This window comes from Enterobacter bugandensis, assembly GCF_900324475.1.
In the GTDB taxonomy this organism is placed as follows: Bacteria; Pseudomonadota; Gammaproteobacteria; order Enterobacterales; family Enterobacteriaceae; genus Enterobacter; species Enterobacter bugandensis.
Map to the genome: position 1 here is coordinate 4,553,434 of NZ_LT992502.1, position 17,779 is coordinate 4,571,212.

Consider the following 17,779-nt stretch of genomic DNA (forward strand, 5'->3'; position numbering starts at 1 on the left):
TGAAACCAAATGCGACGTGATCCCGGCAGGTCTTCGGGCTAGGTGGCGTTATACGGATGAAGACTTCCCATTTTCACAGTGTCTACAGCTCTCATCCCGCCAGTCTTTACCGCTGCGCGTCAGCTCCAGATTTTCACTGGATTCCCTTTTCACTCTCAGGAGACCGGAAACAGAATGCTACAATTAGACACGTATAGATGTCCAGACAGCTATTGGCCATTAAATCTGGACATCCCCTGAACAATCCCTACAATCCCCGCGTAATTCTTTATCACTCAGGACGCATCATGACCCCAGAACACCTCCCGACAGAACAGTACGACGCGCAGCTGGCCGAGAAAGTTGTCCGCCTGCAAAGTATGATGACGCCTTTCAACGCGCCCGTTCCCGAGGTGTTCCGCTCCCCTGTCAGCCACTACCGCATGCGCGCCGAGTTCCGCATCTGGCATGACGGCGACGACCTGTACCACATCATTTTCGATCAGCAGACCAAATCACGCATTCGCGTGGACAGCTTCCCGGCAGCGAGCGAGCTTATCAACCAGCTGATGACGCTGATCATTGAAGGCGTGCGCAACAATCCGGTGCTGCGCAACAAGCTGTTCCAGATTGACTATCTGACCACGCAAAGCAATCAGGCGATTGTCTCTCTGCTGTACCACAAAGCGCTGACCGACGAATGGCGCGAGCAGGCCGAAGCCCTGCGCGATACGCTGCGTGCGCAGAACATCAACGTGCACCTGATTGGCCGCGCGACCAAAACCAAAATCATGCTGGATCAGGATTACGTCGACGAGCGTCTGCCGGTGGCAGGTAAAGAGATGGTTTACCGTCAGGTGGAAAACAGCTTCACCCAGCCGAATGCCGAGATGAACGTGCAGATGCTGGAGTGGGCGCTGAAGGCGACGGAAGGGTCTAAGGGCGATCTGCTTGAGCTTTACTGCGGTAACGGCAACTTCTCGCTGGCGCTGGCGCGTAACTTCGAACGCGTGCTGGCAACGGAAATCGCCAAGCCGTCGGTAGCGGCCGCGCAGTACAACATCGCCGCTAACCATATCGATAACGTGCAGATCATTCGCATGGCGGCAGAAGAGTTCACCCAGGCCATGAACGGTGTACGCCAGTTTAACCGCCTGGAAGGGATCGATTTGAAGAGCTACCAGTGCGAGACGATTTTTGTCGACCCGCCGCGCAGTGGCCTGGACAGCGAAACCGAGAAGATGGTGCAGGCGTACCCGCGTATTTTGTACATCTCCTGTAACCCGGAGACGCTGTGCAAGAATCTGGAAACATTAAGCCAGACGCACAAGGTTGAACGTCTGGCACTGTTCGATCAGTTCCCGTATACGCACCATATGGAGTGCGGTGTACTGCTCACGTCGAAGTAACTAGCCGGCGTTTTTGGCAGGTGGCGCTTCGCTTACCTGCCCTACTCAGACCCCATTACTCTGGCAGTTGGCTCTTGCGGCTACGCATGCGCGAGCCAATCCAGAACACCAGCGCCACGGACAGTACCGCAGGGAAGAAGTTAGAGCCGATATCCGGATACTCCGCGCGCACCACGGTGCTGTACAGCAATACGCCCAGAATAAAACAGGCAGCGGCCAGCCCCGGTAACCCAACCGGCATCGTACGGTTCAGGTAACGCTGATGCAGGCAGTAGACCGTCAGCACCAGCGCAATAAGCGGGAAAATCGAAAATGGCACGATGGAGCTAAAAATAGCGGCAAACGTGCCATTAATGGATAAGCCAGCGATCAATGCCAGCAACAGCGTCCCTTTATCCTGACCTGACTGTTTCATTACTCACCTTCACTCTTCGGTTTGATGTGCCAGTTTCTCTTGTTCACGGCGATACCAGTAGTACGCGCCTTTGGAGATCATCCTCAGCTGCAATACCAGTCGCTCTTCAAGCTGCTTGCGTTGTTCAATGCTGACGTCCAGCGCTTCGGCACCCGCGCTGAACACAATCGTCACCATCGCCTCGGCCTGTGCTTCAGTAAAGGCACGCGGCATATGGTTTTCGAGTTCAAGATAGTCGGCAAGTTCCGCGATGAAGTGCTGAATTTCCCGCGCGACGGCGGCACGAAACGCTGCCGATGTGCCCGAACGCTCGCGCAGAAGCAGACGAAACGCGTTGGGGTTATTGCCGATAAATTCCATAAACGTCGACACGGAGGTGCGGATCACGCTGCCGCCTTTGGCGATACGCTGACGCGCCTGGCGCATCAGCTGGCGCAGCATCAAACCGCTCTCGTCGACCATGGTCAGGCCCAGTTCATCCACATCACGGAAGTGACGATAGAAGGACGTTGGCGCAATCCCGGCCTCGCGTGCGACTTCGCGCAGGCTCAAACTGGCAAAACTCCGCTCAGCACTCAGTTGACTGAATGCGGCTTCCACCAGCGAACGCCGGGTTTTCTCTTTTTGTTGTGCTCTTACGCCCATCACGATAGTTGAATCCTTCCAAAGGCCTGATGGCACTATACCAGAGAATAAAATTAATCTGTTTGCTCAGCTTTGTGAATGATTGTTTACGTGCGGTTTGTGCTCCACTGCCGGAAAAAAGCACAACGATAATTGGGTTACCCTGGCAATGATGTTATGATTCTGTTGCTTTTATGTATAAGAACAGGTAAGCCTTGCCATGCCACATTCCTACGATTACGACGCAATAGTTATTGGTTCCGGCCCCGGCGGCGAAGGTGCTGCTATGGGTCTGGTGAAACAGGGAGCCAGAGTAGCGGTCATCGAGCGCTACCATAATGTCGGCGGTGGTTGCACCCACTGGGGCACCATCCCTTCGAAAGCCCTCCGCCACGCCGTTAGCCGCATTATCGAATTTAACCAGAACCCTCTTTACAGCGACCACTCCCGACTTCTTCGTTCCTCCTTTGCCGACATCCTGAATCACGCGGATACCGTCATTAACCAGCAGACGCGCATGCGTCAGGGCTTTTATGAGCGTAACCATTGTGAAATCCTGCAGGGCAACGCGCATTTTGTGGATGAACACACCCTGGCACTCGAATGCCACGACGGTTCGATTGAGACGATCACCGCTGAAAAATTTGTTATTGCCTGCGGTTCACGCCCTTACCATCCGGCCGACGTCGACTTCTCACACCCGCGCGTCTACGACAGCGACTCCATTCTGAGCCTGCACCATGAACCCCGCCACGTCATTATCTATGGCGCAGGGGTCATCGGCTGCGAATACGCGTCGATCTTCCGCGGAATGGACGTCAAAGTTGACCTGATTAACACCCGCGATCGCCTGCTAGCGTTCCTCGATCAGGAAATGTCAGACTCCCTCTCCTACCACTTCTGGAACAGCGGCGTAGTGATTCGTCACAACGAAGAGTACGAGAAGATCGAAGGCTGCGATGACGGTGTGATCATGCACCTGAAGTCCGGTAAGAAGCTGAAAGCCGACTGCCTGCTGTACGCCAACGGCCGTACCGGCAATACCGATTCACTGCGGCTGGAAAATATCGGGCTTGAAACAGACAGCCGCGGTCAGCTGAAGGTCAACAGCATGTATCAGACCGCGCTGCCGCACGTATACGCGGTGGGCGACGTAATTGGCTACCCGAGCCTGGCCTCCGCCGCTTACGATCAGGGCCGCATTGCCGCTCAGGCGCTGGTGAAGGGTGAAGCAACGGCGCATCTGATCGAAGATATCCCGACGGGGATCTACACCATTCCGGAAATCAGTTCCGTGGGGAAAACCGAACAGCAGCTGACGTCAATGAAGGTGCCTTACGAGGTGGGTCGTGCGCAGTTTAAACATCTGGCGCGGGCGCAGATCGTGGGGATGAGCGTAGGTACGCTGAAGATCCTGTTCCATCGCGAGACGAAAGAGATCCTCGGGATTCACTGCTTTGGTGAACGCGCGGCGGAAATCATTCATATCGGTCAGGCAATAATGGAGCAGAAAGGCGGTGGTAACACCATTGAGTACTTCGTTAACACCACCTTTAACTACCCGACCATGGCAGAAGCCTATCGGGTAGCCGCGCTGAACGGCTTAAACCGCCTGTTTTAACGCGCTGTCGAAATGGCCATCCATTGCACCACGGATGGCCTCTGCCAGCTGCTCATAGCGGCTGCGCAGCGGTGACCCTGGGCGATACACCAGGCCGATCGTGCGACGCGGCTCCGGCTTAATGCACGGCAGGTACACCACACCATCACGCTTACGCTCGCGCGGCACGGCCAGCGCAGGCAGCAACGTAATACCGCTTCCCGCCGCCACCATATTACGCAGCGTTTCCAGACTGGTTGCGCGGAAGTGAGTATCTTCATCGGCACCCGCTTCGAAGCAGAAGCCCATCGCCTGATCGCGCAGGCAGTGGCCATCTTCCAGCATCAGCAGCTTTTCACCGGCCAGATCGGCCATCGGCACGCGATCGCGGTTCGCCCACGGGTGATCTTCATAGATCGCCAGCATCATCGGCTCATCGAACAGCGGTACTTCAATAAACGCTTCGCTCTCTTTTACCAGCGCCAGAATGGCGCAGTCGAGCTTGCCGCTGTCCAGCTGCGCCAGCAACTGATGGGTTTGCGCTTCGTGCAGGTACATTTCGAGTTTCGGGAACGTCTGGTGCAGCATCGGAATGATGTGCGGTAACAGGTACGGGCCAACGGTTGGGATCAGGCCAATATGCAGCGGGCCGGACATGGCCTCTCCCTGCTGGCTTGCCATTTCCTTGAGCACTTTGACCTCGCGCAGCACGGTGCGCGCCTGATCCACCAGCAGAAGACCGGCCTGGGTGAACAGCACCTTACGGCTGGTGCGCTCCAGCAGCATCACGCCCAGCTCGTCTTCCAGCTTGCGGATCTGCCCGCTCAGCGTCGGCTGGCTGACGTGGCAGGAATCTGCCGCGCGGCGAAAGTGACGATGCTCGGCTAACGCTACCAGGTATTCAAGATCACGAATATTCATTATTCATCCTCCGTCGCCACGATAGTTCATGGCGATAGATAGCATAGCAATGAACGATTATCCCTATCAAGCATTCTGTTGAATAATACGCCACATAGACGAGGCGGCCGTGTTTGACCCTTGACGTCCCCGCACCGTCAGCGAGTTTCTCTCAAAACTCGAACAACTAAAGCCAACGTGAACTTTTGCGGACCCCGTGGTCCGCTTTTTTTTTGCATAAAAAAGCCTGGCGCTAAGCCAGGCTCCGTTTTTCTCCCTCTCCCGGCAGGAGAGGGCCGGGGTGAGGGCACCAGCCCGCACGGTTCAAATCAGGCGGTTTTTCACATCCGCAATCGCCTGCGCCACCTGCTTCGGCGACACGCCGCCTTTCGCCGCACGTTTATCCAGGCAGGACTGCAGCGCCAGAATCGGGTACACATCCTCCCCGATCGCCGCGCTGAATTTTTGCAGGTCGGCAAGCGCCAGATCTTCCAGCGGTTTACCCTGACGAATCGCTTCCACCACCGCTTCGCCCACAATATGGTGCGCCTCGCGGAACGGTACGCCCTTCGCGACAAGGTAGTCCGCCAGTTCGGTAGAGTTGGCATAGCCCTGCTGCGCCGCTTCCTGGCAGCGCGGACGTTTCACCTGAATGCCGTCCAGCACCAGCGCGCCCATGTGCAGACAGTCCAGCCAGGTGTCGAGCGCGTCGAACAGCCCTTCCTTGTCTTCCTGCATATCTTTGTTATACGCCAGCGGCAGCCCTTTCAGGGTCATCATCATGCCGGTCAGCGCGCCCTGCACGCGACCGCACTTGCCGCGGATCAGCTCCAGCGCGTCCGGGTTTTTCTTCTGCGGCATCAGCGATGAGCCTGAGGTCACGCGGTCAGACAGCTCAACGAAGCCCGCTTCACCGGAGTTAAAGAAGATCAGGTCTTCGGCAAAGCGCGAAAGATGCACCATCCCGATAGAGGCATTGGAGAGCAGCTCCAGCACGTGGTCACGGTCAGAGACGCTGTCCAGGCTGTTGCGGGTGGCGGAAGCAAAGCCCAGCCATCCTGCCAGCTGCTCGCGGTCGATTTCATACGCCGTACCGGCCAGCGCACCGCTGCCCAGCGGGCTGACGTCCAGACGCTTCAGGGTATCCTGCAGACGGCTTTCGTCACGCGCCAGCATCTCAACGTAGGCCAGACACCAGTGCGCAAAGGTCACCGGCTGCGCGCGCTGCAGGTGGGTATAACCCGGCATCACCGCGTCCTGATTGTTCTGCGCGGTCTCTACCAGCGCACTTTGAAGCTGACGGTTGGCCGCCAGCAGTTCGCCAACGGTCTCTTTACACCACAGCTTCAGGTCGGTGGCGACCTGGTCGTTACGGCTACGGCCGGTGTGCAGCTTTTTACCCAGCTGACCGACTTTGTCGATCAGCTTGCCTTCCACCCAGCTGTGAATATCTTCGGCATCGCTCTGCAGGATTTGCTGCGGATCCAGACGCACCTCTTCCAGCAGGTTGTTCAGCGCCTCTTCCAGCTGCTGCTGTTCGTCTGCGGTCAGTACGCCAACGGTCACCAGCGCTTTGGACCAGGCCACAGAGCCGACAATATCCTGTTCGGCCAGGCGGTAGTCGAAGCGCAAAGAGTCGTTGAACTGTTTGAACCGCTGATCCGCTGCCTGTGTAAAACGCCCACCCCAAAGTGCCATAACATCGTTCCTTTATTCGTTAGTTCCGCCGGGTGCGCTTCGCTTACCCCGGCCTACGGTCATTCAATAAAAAACTTACGCCAGAATACGCGTGCCAATCGGCGTGCCGTTAAACAGCGCCGGGAGCTGCTCCGCGTGACGCCAGGAGGCGATATCCACCGGGCGGCCCAGCGTGCGCGCCGCATCCAGCGCGGCGTTCACTTTGACGATCATGCCGTCGGTAATAATGCCCTGAGCGATCAGCTGCTCGGCTTTGGCGGCGGTCATTTCCGCTATGCGCTGGCCTTTACCGTCGAGAATGCCGCTCACGTCGGAGAGCAGGATCAGGTCTGCGCCCAGCGTGGCCGCCAGCGCGGTTGCCGCCTGGTCCGCGTTAACGTTCATCAGCTCGCCCTCTTCGGTCACGCCGATAGAGCTCACCACCGGCAGGAAACCGCCTTCCAGCAGGGTGTTAATCAGCTTAGGCGAACCTGGCTGCGCCAGTCCAACATGGCCGAGCTCTTCGTCGAGCTGGGTCACTTTTACGCTGTCACCGTCGCCCAGGTAGAGGCCAACGGACGCAATATGGTGTTTCTTCGCCCATGCCAGCAGCGTTTTGTTCGCCGTGCCCGCCAGCGCGCCGGTAATGATGTCAATCTGGTCAGCAGGCGTGACGCGCAGGCCATTTTTCTTTTTCACCGGCAGATTCAGCCCTTTCATCAGCTCATCCACCACGCAGCCGCCGCCGTGCACAATCACCAGCGGACGCTGGTGCGATTCGCGATAGTTCACCAGCGCGGTAAACAGGCGCTCCAGCGCTTCTTCGCTGTCCAGCAGTACACCACCGAGTTTGATAATTAATGGGTTCATCATCACACCTTAAATAAGAGCCTGCGTTTCAGGGAAGCCGAAACGAATATTTGCACACTGCATTGCCTGTGCGGCAGCGCCTTTGAGTAAGTTATCTTCTGCGGCGACCACAATCAGATGCTCGCCCTGTACGGCAAAGCCGATATCGCAGAACGGCAGGCCAACCACGTTTTTGAGCGCCGGCACGCCTTTGTCGTACAGACGCACCAGCGGTTTATCCGCATACGCTTGCGTGAAGGCCTCGCTCACCTGCTCTTTGGTCACGCCCGACTTCAGGCGGCAGGTGATGGTTTCGAGGATCCCGCGCGGGAAGCTGCCCAGGTGTGGGGTAAAAATCACCTCCGCGCCCAGATGGGTGGTGATTTCAGGGTGATGGCGGTGATTAAACACGCCATACGGCTGAAGGCTCACTTCGCAGAAGCTGTTGGAGATAGCGGCCTTGCGCCCCGCACCGCTCACGCCGCTGGTGGCGTTGATCACCGGCCACTGGCTCAGATCCAGCAGACCGGCGTCGATCAGCGGCTTCAGGGAGAGCTGCGCCGCCGTCGGGTAGCAGCCCGGAACGGCAATCAGGTCCGCTTCTTTCAGTTTATCCGCACTCCACTCCGCCAGGCCGTACACCGCTTTTTCAAGCAGATCCGGATGCTGATGAGTGAAGCCGTAATATTTTTCGTAGAACGCGCCGTCGTTAACGCGGAACGCGCCGGAGAGGTCAAACACCACGCAGCCGGCCGCCAGGAACTGCGGCGCAAGGTCGTGGCTGACCTCGTGCGCGGTGGCTAAAAACACCACGTCGACGCCGTCGGTAAACTCGCTGATGTCAGACATCGGCTGCAGCGGCAGATCGACAATGCCCTTAAGCTGTGGATGCAAATCGGAAATTAACTTTCCTGCATCATTGCTTTGCGCTGACACGGTCAAAGCGGTTATGGTCATATGAGGGTGGCGATTTACGTAGCTTACAAGCTCTGCGCCCGCATAACCGCTAGCGCCTACAATCAGCGTATTCAACATCGGGTTCCTTTATGCTCAACGTTAATGTATTTTTATTCACATTTATTGCATGAATATTGATACTATCACGACCTAAGGTGTGTCAACAATGAAAATGAACTTACCGCCATTTATCGAGATCTACCGCGCCCTGATTGCCACACCGTCCATCAGTGCGACCGAAGAAGCGCTGGATCAGAGCAATGAGTCTTTAATCAATCTGCTGGCGGGTTGGTTTAGCGATCTTGGGTTTAACGTTGAGGTTCAGCCCGTCCCCGGAACACGCCACAAATTTAACCTGCTCGCCAGCACCGGAACCGGCGCGGGCGGCCTGCTGCTGGCCGGCCATACCGACACCGTACCGTTTGACGATGGCCGCTGGACGCGCGATCCGTTCACCCTGACCGAGCATGACAACAAGCTCTACGGTCTGGGCACCGCCGACATGAAAGGCTTCTTCGCCTTTATCCTCGACGCGCTGCGTGACGTGGACGTGACGAAGCTGAAAAAACCGCTCTACATTCTGGCAACCGCCGATGAAGAGACCAGCATGGCGGGCGCACGTTATTTCTCTGAAAACACGTCGATTCGTCCGGACTGCGCGATCATCGGTGAACCGACCTCTCTGCAGCCGATTCGTGCGCACAAAGGCCATATTTCTACCGCGGTGCGCGTGCTGGGCCAGTCCGGCCACTCCAGCGATCCGGCGCGCGGCGTGAACGCCATTGAGCTGATGCACGACGCCATTGGCCGCATTATGACTCTGCGCGACGACCTGAAAGAGCGGTATCACTACGAGGCATTCACCGTGCCGTATCCGACGCTGAACCTCGGTAGCCTGCACGGCGGCGATGCGTCCAACCGCATCTGCGCCTGCTGCGAACTGCATATGGATATCCGTCCGCTGCCGGGCATGACGCTGAGCGATCTGGATGGCCTGCTGAATGAAGCGCTGGCCCCGGTGAGCGAGCGCTGGCCGGGACGCCTGACGGTCTCCGAACTGCATCCGCCAATCCCGGGCTACGAATGCCCGCCAGACCATCAGCTGGTTCAGGTGGTGGAAAAACTGCTCGGCGAGAAAACCGACGTGGTGAACTACTGCACCGAAGCGCCGTTTATTCAAACGCTTTGCCCGACGCTGGTCCTCGGCCCTGGCTCCATTAACCAGGCCCACCAGCCGGATGAATATCTGGAAACCCGCTTCATCAAGCCCACCCGCGAGCTGATTACCCAGGTTGTGCATCACTTCTGCTGGCATTAAAACCGCACCGAAAAGTCCCCTCTCCCCGTGGGAGAGGGTTCGGGTGAGGGCAACAAATCGCATGATCACCGTCACATTTCCATAAGCATCGCTTATCTGACGCAATGCGAATTAAATTTCGTAAATTGCCCGCATTTATTCGTTTGCTGAACCGTTTTCGCAGCAATTGACGACGGGGGTTTTACGTGGCTTTATAAAGGGAGATGACAAAATAATGTCCAGAAGATTTTCGCCTGGGCATAAACAAAAATGATGGGGTGACTGGGTTTTTATGAACGAACAATATTCCGCGTTGCGTAGTAATGTCAGCATGCTCGGCAAAGTGCTTGGAGATACCATCAAAGACGCATTAGGGGAGAACATCCTCGACCGCGTTGAAACCATCCGCAAGCTGTCTAAATCTTCCCGTGCCGGTAACGAGGCCAGTCGTCAGGAGCTGCTCACCACCTTGCAGAACCTCTCTAACGATGAGCTGCTGCCCGTTGCCCGCGCCTTCAGCCAGTTCCTGAACCTGGCAAACACCGCTGAGCAATACCACAGCATTTCGCCAAACGGCGAAGCGGCCAGCAACCCGGAAGTCATTGCCCGCACCCTTCGTAAACTTAAAGACCAGCCAGACCTCAACGAAGCCACCATCAAAAAAGCGGTGGAGTCCCTTTCGCTGGAGCTGGTGCTGACCGCACACCCAACCGAAATCACCCGTCGTACGCTGATCCACAAGATGGTGGAAGTAAACAGCTGCCTGAAGCAGCTGGATAACAAAGACATTGCCGACTACGAGCGCAACCAGCTGATGCGCCGTCTGCGCCAGCTGATTGCCCAGTCCTGGCATACCGATGAAATTCGTAAGCATCGCCCAAGCCCGGTCGACGAAGCCAAATGGGGCTTTGCGGTGGTGGAAAACAGCCTGTGGGAAGGGGTACCAAACTACCTGCGCGAGCTGAACGAACAGCTGGAAGAGAACCTCGGCTACCGCCTGCCGGTAGACTTTGTGCCGGTGCGCTTCACCTCCTGGATGGGCGGTGACCGCGACGGCAACCCGAACGTGACCGCGGAAATCACCCGTCACGTCCTGCTGCTGAGCCGCTGGAAAGCGACCGACCTGTTCCTGAAAGATATTCAGGTGCTGATCTCCGAGCTGTCGATGGTTGAAGCGACGCCGGAACTGCGCGCGCTGGCCGGCGAAGAAGGCGCCAGCGAGCCGTACCGTTTCCTGATGAAAAAGCTGCGCGGTCAGCTGATGGCCACCCAGGCGTGGCTGGAAGCGCGCCTTAAAGGCCAGCGCCTGCCGAAGCCGGAAGGTCTGCTGAGCCAGGACGAACAGCTCTGGGAGCCGCTGTACGCCTGCTACAAATCACTCCAGGCCTGCGGCATGGGCATCATCGCCAACGGCGAACTGCTTGATACCCTGCGCCGCGTGAAGTGTTTCGGCGTACCGCTGGTGCGTATCGACGTGCGTCAGGAAAGTACCCGTCATACCGAAGCGCTGGGCGAGCTGACCCGCTATCTCGGCATCGGCGACTATGAAAGCTGGTCCGAAGCCGACAAGCAGGCGTTCCTGATCCGCGAGCTGAACTCCAAGCGCCCTCTGCTGCCGCGCAACTGGGAGCCAAGCAACGACACCCGCGAGGTGCTCAACACCTGTAAAGCGATCGTCGATGCGCCGAAAGGATCGGTGGCCGCCTACGTGATCTCCATGGCGAAAACCCCGTCCGACGTGCTGGGCGTTCATCTTCTGCTGAAAGAAGCGGGCATCGACTACGCCCTGCCAGTCGCCCCGCTGTTTGAGACCCTCGACGACCTGAACAACGCCAACGACGTCATGACCCAGCTGCTGAACATCGACTGGTATCGCGGCTTTATTCAGGGCAAGCAGATGGTGATGATTGGCTATTCCGACTCCGCGAAAGATGCGGGCGTGATGGCGGCGTCCTGGGCGCAGTATCAGGCTCAGGATGCGCTGATCAAAACCTGCGAGAAAGCCGGTATTGAGCTGACCCTGTTCCACGGTCGCGGAGGCTCCATTGGCCGCGGTGGCGCACCTGCTCACGCAGCACTGCTGTCACAGCCCCCGGGAAGCCTGAAAGGCGGCCTGCGCGTGACCGAGCAGGGCGAGATGATCCGCTTCAAGTACGGCCTGCCGGAAGTGACCATCAGCAGCCTGTCGCTCTATACCAGCGCGATCCTGGAAGCGAACCTGCTGCCACCGCCGGAGCCAAAAGAATCCTGGTGCCGCATCATGGACGAGCTGTCAGACATCTCCTGCGATCTATACCGCGGCTACGTGCGTGAAAACAAAGATTTTGTCCCTTACTTCCGCTCGGCCACGCCTGAACAGGAGCTGGGTAAACTGCCGCTGGGCTCGCGTCCTGCAAAGCGTCGCCCGACCGGTGGCGTTGAATCCCTGCGCGCCATTCCATGGATCTTCGCCTGGACGCAGAACCGCCTGATGCTGCCCGCCTGGCTGGGTGCCGGTGCCGCGCTGCAAAAAGTGGTGGAAGACGGCAAACAGAACGAACTGGAAACCATGTGCCGCGATTGGCCCTTCTTCTCTACCCGTCTGGGCATGCTGGAGATGGTCTTCTCGAAGGCCGACCTGTGGCTGGCGGAATACTACGACCAGCGGCTGGTGAAACCAGAGCTGTGGGCGTTGGGTAAAGAACTGCGCGAGCTGCTGGAAGGCGACATCAAAGTGGTGCTGGACATTGCCAACGACTCGCACCTGATGGCGGACCTGCCGTGGATCGCCGAATCAATCCAGCTGCGTAACATCTACACCGACCCGCTGAACGTTTTACAGGCTGAACTGCTGCACCGTTCCCGCCTGGCGGAAGAGGAAGGTAAAGAGCCGGATCCTCGCGTTGAACAGGCGCTGATGGTGACGATTGCGGGCGTTGCGGCGGGTATGCGTAACACTGGGTAATGCTTTATGCCGGGCAGGCGTTTTTAGCGCCGCCCGGCACGTTTCGGTAGTCTTCTCATGTATTCCGATATCACCCGAATTTTGGCTGACCTGGTGAACCGTACGCTACCGCTGGGCCAGATTCATTTCTCAGCGCTGGCTGAACAGCATCCCCGAACATCTCCCTGCCTCGTCATTACCCTTGTTCCCCCCTGTGAGGCGATATTTTCATCCTTTGGACACATCACGCTTCCACCGCCTAACGTCCTGAGCATACATTTCGGTAAGCAGCAGCTGACTCTCGATTTACAGTGTGACAACGCGCTTTTGCAGCAGTTACAGGTTCCCCGGCGTGGCCCGCGAACGAGTGCTTTTCTTCTGCAAGCGCTCACCGAATTACAGATGCAGCCAGACGAGCAAGACACAGCCATGCTGGTGGTATTAAGCTTGCTCAGCCACTGCCGGGATCTGCTTGGCAGTGACATCCACACCGCTAACCGTAGCCGGGCGCTATTCGAAGCCGTTCGTAGCTATATCGAAGAAAATTACGCCTCTTCGTTAACGCGCGAATCCGTGGCACAGGCGTTCTACATCTCGCCGAACTACCTTTCCCATCTCTTTCAGAAGATCGGCCACGTGGGGTTCAACGAGTATCTGACACAAACGCGGCTGGAACATGCACGCCAGCTGCTGAAAGGCTACGATCTCAAAATTAAAGATATTGCCGCACGCTGCGGATTTCCTGACAGCAACTACTTTTGTCGCCTCTTTCGCAAGCACACCGAGCGTTCCCCTTCCGAATATCGTCGCCAGTATCACAGCCAGCTTATCGCCAAAAAATAGCATTGTGATCGCTATCGCACTTCGCTAAGGACATTACATTTGTCCAGTATTTGGCAAAATTGACCTGTATCCGCCGCACTCAGCCGGGCCTTATCCTTTATTCAACCTTTCTGACTTAAGGAAAAATAATGGAACTGTATCTGGATACCGCGAACGTGGCGGAAGTGGAACGCCTTGCCCGCATCTTCCCCATCGCGGGCGTCACCACCAACCCAAGCATCATTGCCGCCAGCCGTGAATCCATCTGGGACGTGCTGCCGCGGCTGCAACAAGCCATCGGGCCGGAGGGCACGCTGTTTGCTCAAACCATGAGCCGCGACGCCGAAGGCATGGTGGCGGAGGCCAAACGCCTGAGTAACGCCATCACGGGTATTGTGGTGAAAATTCCGGTCACCGCGCAGGGGCTTATCGCCATTAAAGAGCTGAAAAGAGAGGGTATTACCACGCTGGGCACCGCCGTTTACAGCGCCGCTCAGGGTTTACTGGCCGCGCTGGCAGGCGCGAAATACGTTGCGCCGTACGTCAACCGCGTCGACGCCCAGGGCGGCGACGGTATTGGCATGGTACAGGAGCTGCAGTCCCTGCTTGAACTGCATGCGCCGGAAAGCATGGTGCTGGCTGCCAGCTTTAAAACACCGCGTCAGGCGCTGGACTGCCTGCTGGCCGGATGCGAGGCAATCACGATCCCCTTAGACGTAGCGCAACAAATGCTCGGTACACCAGCGGTAGAGTCGGCCATAGAAAAGTTCGAGCAGGACTGGAAAAACGCGTTTGGTAACCTCAATCTCTAAGGGAGAACTGTTATGGACCGTATCATTCAATCGCCGGGGAAATATATCCAGGGCGCGGATGTGCTGACCCGTCTCGGCGACTATCTGAAACCCCTGGCAAACCGCTGGCTGATCGTCGGCGATAAGTTTGTGCTGGGTTTTGCCGAAGACACCCTGCGCCAGAGTTTTAAAAAAGCCGAACTGCATGCCGAAATCGCGCCGTTTGGCGGCGAATGTTCGCAAAATGAAATCGATCGCTTGAAAAAGTTGGCCGACAGCGCCGACTGCCTGGCAGTACTGGGAATTGGTGGCGGTAAAACGCTTGATACCGCGAAAGCGCTGGCTCACTTTATGGACGTACCGGTCGCCATTGCGCCGACTATCGCTTCCACCGACGCGCCGTGCAGCGCCCTTTCCGTTATTTACACCGACAGCGGCGAGTTCGATCGCTACCTGATGCTGCCGCACAACCCGAACATGGTCATTGTGGATACGAAAGTGGTAGCAGGTGCGCCTGCACGTCTGCTGGCCGCCGGGATTGGCGACGCGCTGGCGACCTGGTTTGAAGCACGCGCCTGCTCGCGCAGCGGCGCGACCACCATGGCCGGGGGTAAATGCACACAGGCGGCATTAGCGCTCGCCGAGCTGTGCTACAACACGCTGGTTGAAGAGGGTGAAAAAGCGATGCTGGCGGCGGAACAGCATGTGGTAACGCCTGCGCTGGAACGCATTATCGAAGCCAACACCTATCTCAGCGGCGTCGGCTTTGAAAGTGGCGGGCTGGCGGCTGCACACGCTATTCATAACGGCATGACGGCGGTGCCGGACGCGCATCACTTCTATCATGGGGAAAAAGTGGCGTTTGGTACGCTGACGCAGCTGGTGCTGGAAAACGCGCCGGTAGAAGAAATTGAGACCGTCGCGGCGCTTTGCCACAGCGTAGGGCTGCCGATCACCCTGGCACAGCTGAACATCAAAGAGGATATTCCGGCCAAAATGCGTCTGATTGCCGAAGCCTCTTGTGCGGAAGGAGAAACGATCCACAACATGCCGGGGGGCGTCACGCCGGATCAGGTGTATGCGGCGCTGCTGGTGGCAGACCAGTATGGACAGCGATTCCTGCAGGAGTGGGAGTAATAAAAAAGCCGGGTGGCGCTGCGCTTACCCGGCCTACATGGCACTTTAATTTGTAGGCCGGGTAAGGCGTAGCCGCCACCCGGCACAATGGCTACTTCACGTCAAACCGATCCAAATCCATCACCTTCGCCCATGCGGCAACGAAGTCACGGACAAACTTCTCGTGCGCATCGCTGCTGGCGTAAACCTCGGCCAGCGCGCGCAGGACGGCGTTCGAACCGAAGACCAGGTCGGCGCGGGTCGCGGTGTATTTCACTTCACCGCTGGCGCGATCGCTACCGGCAAACAGCTCGTTTGAATCGTCGGTCGCTTTCCACTGGGTATTCATATCCAGCAGGTTCACGAAGAAGTCGTTGCTCAGCACGCCCTCGCGGCTGGTGAATACGCCATTCTTGCTGCCATCAAAGTTCGTGCCCAGCACGCGCAGGCCGCCGATCAGCACCGTCAGCTCAGGTGCGGTCAGGGTCAGTTGCTGGGCTTTGTCGATCAGCAGCGACTCGGTGGTAGACACATCCACCTGCGCACGGTAGTTGCGGAAGCCGTCGGCAATCGGTTCGAGCAGGTTAAACATCTCAATATCCGTCTGATCCTGACGTGCATCCACACGGCCCGGCGTGAACGGCACGTTGACGTAAACGCCCGCGGCTTTCGCCGCCTGCTCAACGCCCACAACGCCCGCCAGCACGATGATATCCGCAAGTGACGCTTTGTTGGTGGTGCGCTGAATTGCTTCCAGAGCCGGTAACGCACGTACCGCCGCGGCGTTTACATCCCAGTCGCGCTGAGGCGCCAGCGCCAGACGCGCGCCGTTGGCGCCGCCGCGCTTGTCGCCGCCGCGGAAGGTCGATGCAGACGCCCAAGCCACGGAAACCAGCTCGCTCACGGAGAGGCCAGAGGCCGCGATTTCCGCTTTCAGGCTTTCAATGTCTTCCTGCGTCGGATGGAACACCGGCTGAGGCAGCGGATCCTGCCAAATCAGATCTTCTTTCGGCACTTCCGGGCCGATGTACCGCGCTTTTGGCCCCATATCACGGTGGGTCAGTTTGAACCACGCGCGCGCGAAGGCTTCGTTAAAGGCCTGCGGATCGTTCAGGAAGCGACGGGAAATTTTCTCGAATTCCGGGTCGAAACGCAGCGTCAGGTCGGTGACCAGCATGGTTGGCTTACGTTTTTTCGACGGGTCAAACGGGTCTGGCATGATTTCTGGCGCATCCACGGCTTCAAACTGAATCGCGCCTGCCGGGCTGCGGGTCTGCACCCATTCGTATTTGAACAGGTTCTCGAAGAAGTAGTTGCTCCACTGTGTCGGAGTTTGCGACCAGATGACTTCCAGCCCTGAGGTGATGGCGTCAGCGCCAATACCGGTGCCGTGCGTGCTGGCCCAGCCTAAGCCCTGCGCTTCAATCGGCGAGGCTTCCGGATCGGTACCTACGTGCGTGGCTTCACCCGCGCCGTGGGTTTTACCGAGCGTATGGCCGCCGGCAATCAGCGCGACGGTCTCTTCGTCGTTCATACCCATGTTGCCAAAGGTGGCGCGGATCGCCGCCGCAGCAGACAGCGGTTCACCGCTGGCGTTTGGCCCTTCCGGGTTCACGTAAATCAGCCCCATTTCGGTGGCCGCCAGCGGGCGTTTCGCCAGTGCTTCCGGGTCACGGTGGGTCAGCCAGGCTTTTTCATCACCCCAGTTCACGTCCAGATCCGGTTCCCAGACGTCTTCACGACCGGCGCCAAAACCAAAGGTGCGGAAGCCGGAGTTCTCCAGCGCCACGTTACCCGCGAGAATAAACAGGTCGGCCCAGGAGATTTTTTGTCCGTATTTTTGCTTGATTGGCCACAGCAGGCGGCGCGCTTTATCCAGGCTGACGTTATCAGGCCAGGAGTTCAGCGGCGCAAAGCGCTGTTGGCCGCGTCCGGCACCGCCGCGTCCGTCAACGGAGCGGTAAGTACCGGCACCGTGCCAGGCCATGCGAATAAACAGACCCGCGTAGCTGCCCCAGTCGGCAGGCCACCAGGGTTGAGAATCGGTTAACAGGGCTTTGAGATCGCCCTTGAGGGCGGAATAGTCGAGCTTGCTGAATTCTTTGCGGTAGTCGAAGTCTTCACCCAGAGGGTTCGAACGGTTGGAATGTTGGTTTAGAAGATCGATGCGGAGTTGTTTAGGCCACCACTCTTTGCTGCCGGTACCTGCACCCGCGCTGTGATCGACGCCGCCCTGATGGAACGGACATTTGCCGGCGGATGCCGCGTTATTGGTCTCGTCTGACGTGCTCATCGCTATGCTCCCTTTACAGTGATACCGTTACGATATACACCACTAGCAATAAGATATAGTTGAATTAATCCACAGATTCGATAGTTAATACCTTTTAACTTTTTATCTGATTAAAAAGCCCTCACTT

The 17,779-nt window shown here is 57.7% G+C and carries 14 protein-coding genes and 1 riboswitch; of the genes, 7 read left to right on the forward strand and 7 right to left on the reverse strand.

Going from position 1 to position 17,779, the window contains the following annotated elements:
* Positions 1-7: 7 nt before the first annotated feature.
* A riboswitch (cobalamin riboswitch) is annotated at positions 8-183 on the reverse strand.
* Between the two features lie 104 nt (positions 184-287).
* Positions 288-1,388 carry a tRNA (uridine(54)-C5)-methyltransferase TrmA gene (gene trmA / locus DG357_RS22100; RefSeq protein WP_088205140.1) on the forward strand — a complete coding sequence of 367 codons (1,101 nt, stop codon included), beginning with the start codon at positions 288-290 and terminating at the stop codon, positions 1,386-1,388.
* Positions 1,389-1,443: 55 nt separating this feature from the next.
* On the opposite strand, the gene DG357_RS22105 is transcribed toward trmA, so the two are convergent.
* On the reverse strand, positions 1,444-1,803 hold the full coding sequence (locus DG357_RS22105) for a YijD family membrane protein (RefSeq protein WP_008501783.1): 360 nt from the start codon (positions 1,801-1,803) through the stop codon (positions 1,444-1,446).
* 9 nt (positions 1,804-1,812) lie between these two features.
* Positions 1,813-2,451, reverse strand: a complete 639-nt coding sequence (fabR, locus tag DG357_RS22110; protein WP_008501784.1) for an HTH-type transcriptional repressor FabR — start codon at positions 2,449-2,451, stop codon at positions 1,813-1,815.
* Between the two features lie 196 nt (positions 2,452-2,647).
* On the opposite strand from fabR, the gene sthA reads away from it, so the two are divergent.
* Positions 2,648-4,048: a Si-specific NAD(P)(+) transhydrogenase gene (sthA, locus tag DG357_RS22115; protein ID WP_045260262.1), complete on the forward strand. Its 1,401-nt coding sequence runs from the start codon at positions 2,648-2,650 to the stop codon at positions 4,046-4,048.
* Here the strand turns inward: sthA and oxyR are convergent.
* The 4 genes from oxyR to argC all read right to left on the reverse strand — a co-directional run bounded on the left by oxyR (position 4,031) and on the right by argC (position 8,488).
* Complete coding sequence (gene oxyR / locus DG357_RS22120; protein WP_025758848.1) at positions 4,031-4,948, reverse strand: DNA-binding transcriptional regulator OxyR; 918 nt, start codon at positions 4,946-4,948, stop codon at positions 4,031-4,033. The two genes, sthA and oxyR, sit on opposite strands and share 18 nt — an antisense overlap.
* Before the next feature lie 303 nt (positions 4,949-5,251).
* On the reverse strand, positions 5,252-6,625 hold the full coding sequence (gene argH / locus DG357_RS22125; RefSeq protein WP_069733798.1) for an argininosuccinate lyase: 1,374 nt from the start codon (positions 6,623-6,625) through the stop codon (positions 5,252-5,254).
* Between the two features lie 75 nt (positions 6,626-6,700).
* Positions 6,701-7,477: an acetylglutamate kinase gene (gene argB / locus DG357_RS22130; protein ID WP_098946274.1), complete on the reverse strand. Its 777-nt coding sequence runs from the start codon at positions 7,475-7,477 to the stop codon at positions 6,701-6,703.
* Between the two features lie 6 nt (positions 7,478-7,483).
* The gene (gene argC, locus DG357_RS22135) at positions 7,484-8,488 is read right to left on the reverse strand and encodes an N-acetyl-gamma-glutamyl-phosphate reductase (protein WP_048998224.1); all 1,005 of its coding nucleotides are present in this window, start codon (positions 8,486-8,488) and stop codon (positions 7,484-7,486) included.
* Between the two features lie 88 nt (positions 8,489-8,576).
* Here argC and argE point away from each other — a divergent pair, with 88 nt between their 5' ends.
* From argE to gldA, 5 genes are all read left to right on the forward strand, one after another.
* Entirely contained in the window at positions 8,577-9,728 is a 1,152-nt protein-coding gene (gene argE / locus DG357_RS22140; RefSeq protein WP_028014830.1) for an acetylornithine deacetylase, read from the forward strand.
* Positions 9,729-9,999: 271 nt separating this feature from the next.
* Positions 10,000-12,651, forward strand: coding sequence for a phosphoenolpyruvate carboxylase (ppc, locus tag DG357_RS22145; RefSeq protein ID WP_088205139.1), 2,652 nt, complete (start codon positions 10,000-10,002; stop codon positions 12,649-12,651).
* Between the two features lie 57 nt (positions 12,652-12,708).
* Positions 12,709-13,473, forward strand: a complete 765-nt coding sequence (locus tag DG357_RS22150; RefSeq protein ID WP_088205138.1) for a helix-turn-helix transcriptional regulator — start codon at positions 12,709-12,711, stop codon at positions 13,471-13,473.
* 128 nt (positions 13,474-13,601) lie between these two features.
* The gene (gene fsa, locus DG357_RS22155; protein WP_088205137.1) at positions 13,602-14,264 is read left to right on the forward strand and encodes a fructose-6-phosphate aldolase; all 663 of its coding nucleotides are present in this window, start codon (positions 13,602-13,604) and stop codon (positions 14,262-14,264) included.
* 12 nt (positions 14,265-14,276) lie between these two features.
* Positions 14,277-15,380, forward strand: coding sequence for a bifunctional L-1,2-propanediol dehydrogenase/glycerol dehydrogenase (gldA, locus tag DG357_RS22160; RefSeq protein ID WP_048959186.1), 1,104 nt, complete (start codon positions 14,277-14,279; stop codon positions 15,378-15,380).
* A 91-nt stretch (positions 15,381-15,471) separates the two neighbouring features.
* Here gldA and katG read toward each other — a convergent pair whose 3' ends face one another.
* The gene (katG, locus tag DG357_RS22165; RefSeq protein WP_041911802.1) at positions 15,472-17,652 is read right to left on the reverse strand and encodes a catalase/peroxidase HPI; all 2,181 of its coding nucleotides are present in this window, start codon (positions 17,650-17,652) and stop codon (positions 15,472-15,474) included.
* Between the last annotated feature and the right edge of the window lie 127 nt (positions 17,653-17,779).

What these genes read in the sequence shown, in the direction of transcription:
- DG357_RS22150 (WP_088205138.1), top strand. Translation starts at nt 12,709, where the DNA reads ATGTATTCCGATATCACCCGAATTTTGGCTGACCTGGTGAACCGTACG.
- argH (WP_069733798.1), bottom strand. Translation starts at nt 6,625, where the DNA reads ATGGCACTTTGGGGTGGGCGTTTTACACAGGCAGCGGATCAGCGGTTC.
- argB (WP_098946274.1), bottom strand. Translation starts at nt 7,477, where the DNA reads ATGATGAACCCATTAATTATCAAACTCGGTGGTGTACTGCTGGACAGC.
- argE (WP_028014830.1), top strand. Translation starts at nt 8,577, where the DNA reads ATGAAAATGAACTTACCGCCATTTATCGAGATCTACCGCGCCCTGATT.
- argC (WP_048998224.1), bottom strand. Translation starts at nt 8,488, where the DNA reads ATGTTGAATACGCTGATTGTAGGCGCTAGCGGTTATGCGGGCGCAGAG.
- gldA (WP_048959186.1), top strand. Translation starts at nt 14,277, where the DNA reads ATGGACCGTATCATTCAATCGCCGGGGAAATATATCCAGGGCGCGGAT.
- trmA (WP_088205140.1), top strand. Translation starts at nt 288, where the DNA reads ATGACCCCAGAACACCTCCCGACAGAACAGTACGACGCGCAGCTGGCC.
- DG357_RS22105 (WP_008501783.1), bottom strand. Translation starts at nt 1,803, where the DNA reads ATGAAACAGTCAGGTCAGGATAAAGGGACGCTGTTGCTGGCATTGATC.
- fsa (WP_088205137.1), top strand. Translation starts at nt 13,602, where the DNA reads ATGGAACTGTATCTGGATACCGCGAACGTGGCGGAAGTGGAACGCCTT.
- ppc (WP_088205139.1), top strand. Translation starts at nt 10,000, where the DNA reads ATGAACGAACAATATTCCGCGTTGCGTAGTAATGTCAGCATGCTCGGC.
- oxyR (WP_025758848.1), bottom strand. Translation starts at nt 4,948, where the DNA reads ATGAATATTCGTGATCTTGAATACCTGGTAGCGTTAGCCGAGCATCGT.
- sthA (WP_045260262.1), top strand. Translation starts at nt 2,648, where the DNA reads ATGCCACATTCCTACGATTACGACGCAATAGTTATTGGTTCCGGCCCC.
- katG (WP_041911802.1), bottom strand. Translation starts at nt 17,652, where the DNA reads ATGAGCACGTCAGACGAGACCAATAACGCGGCATCCGCCGGCAAATGT.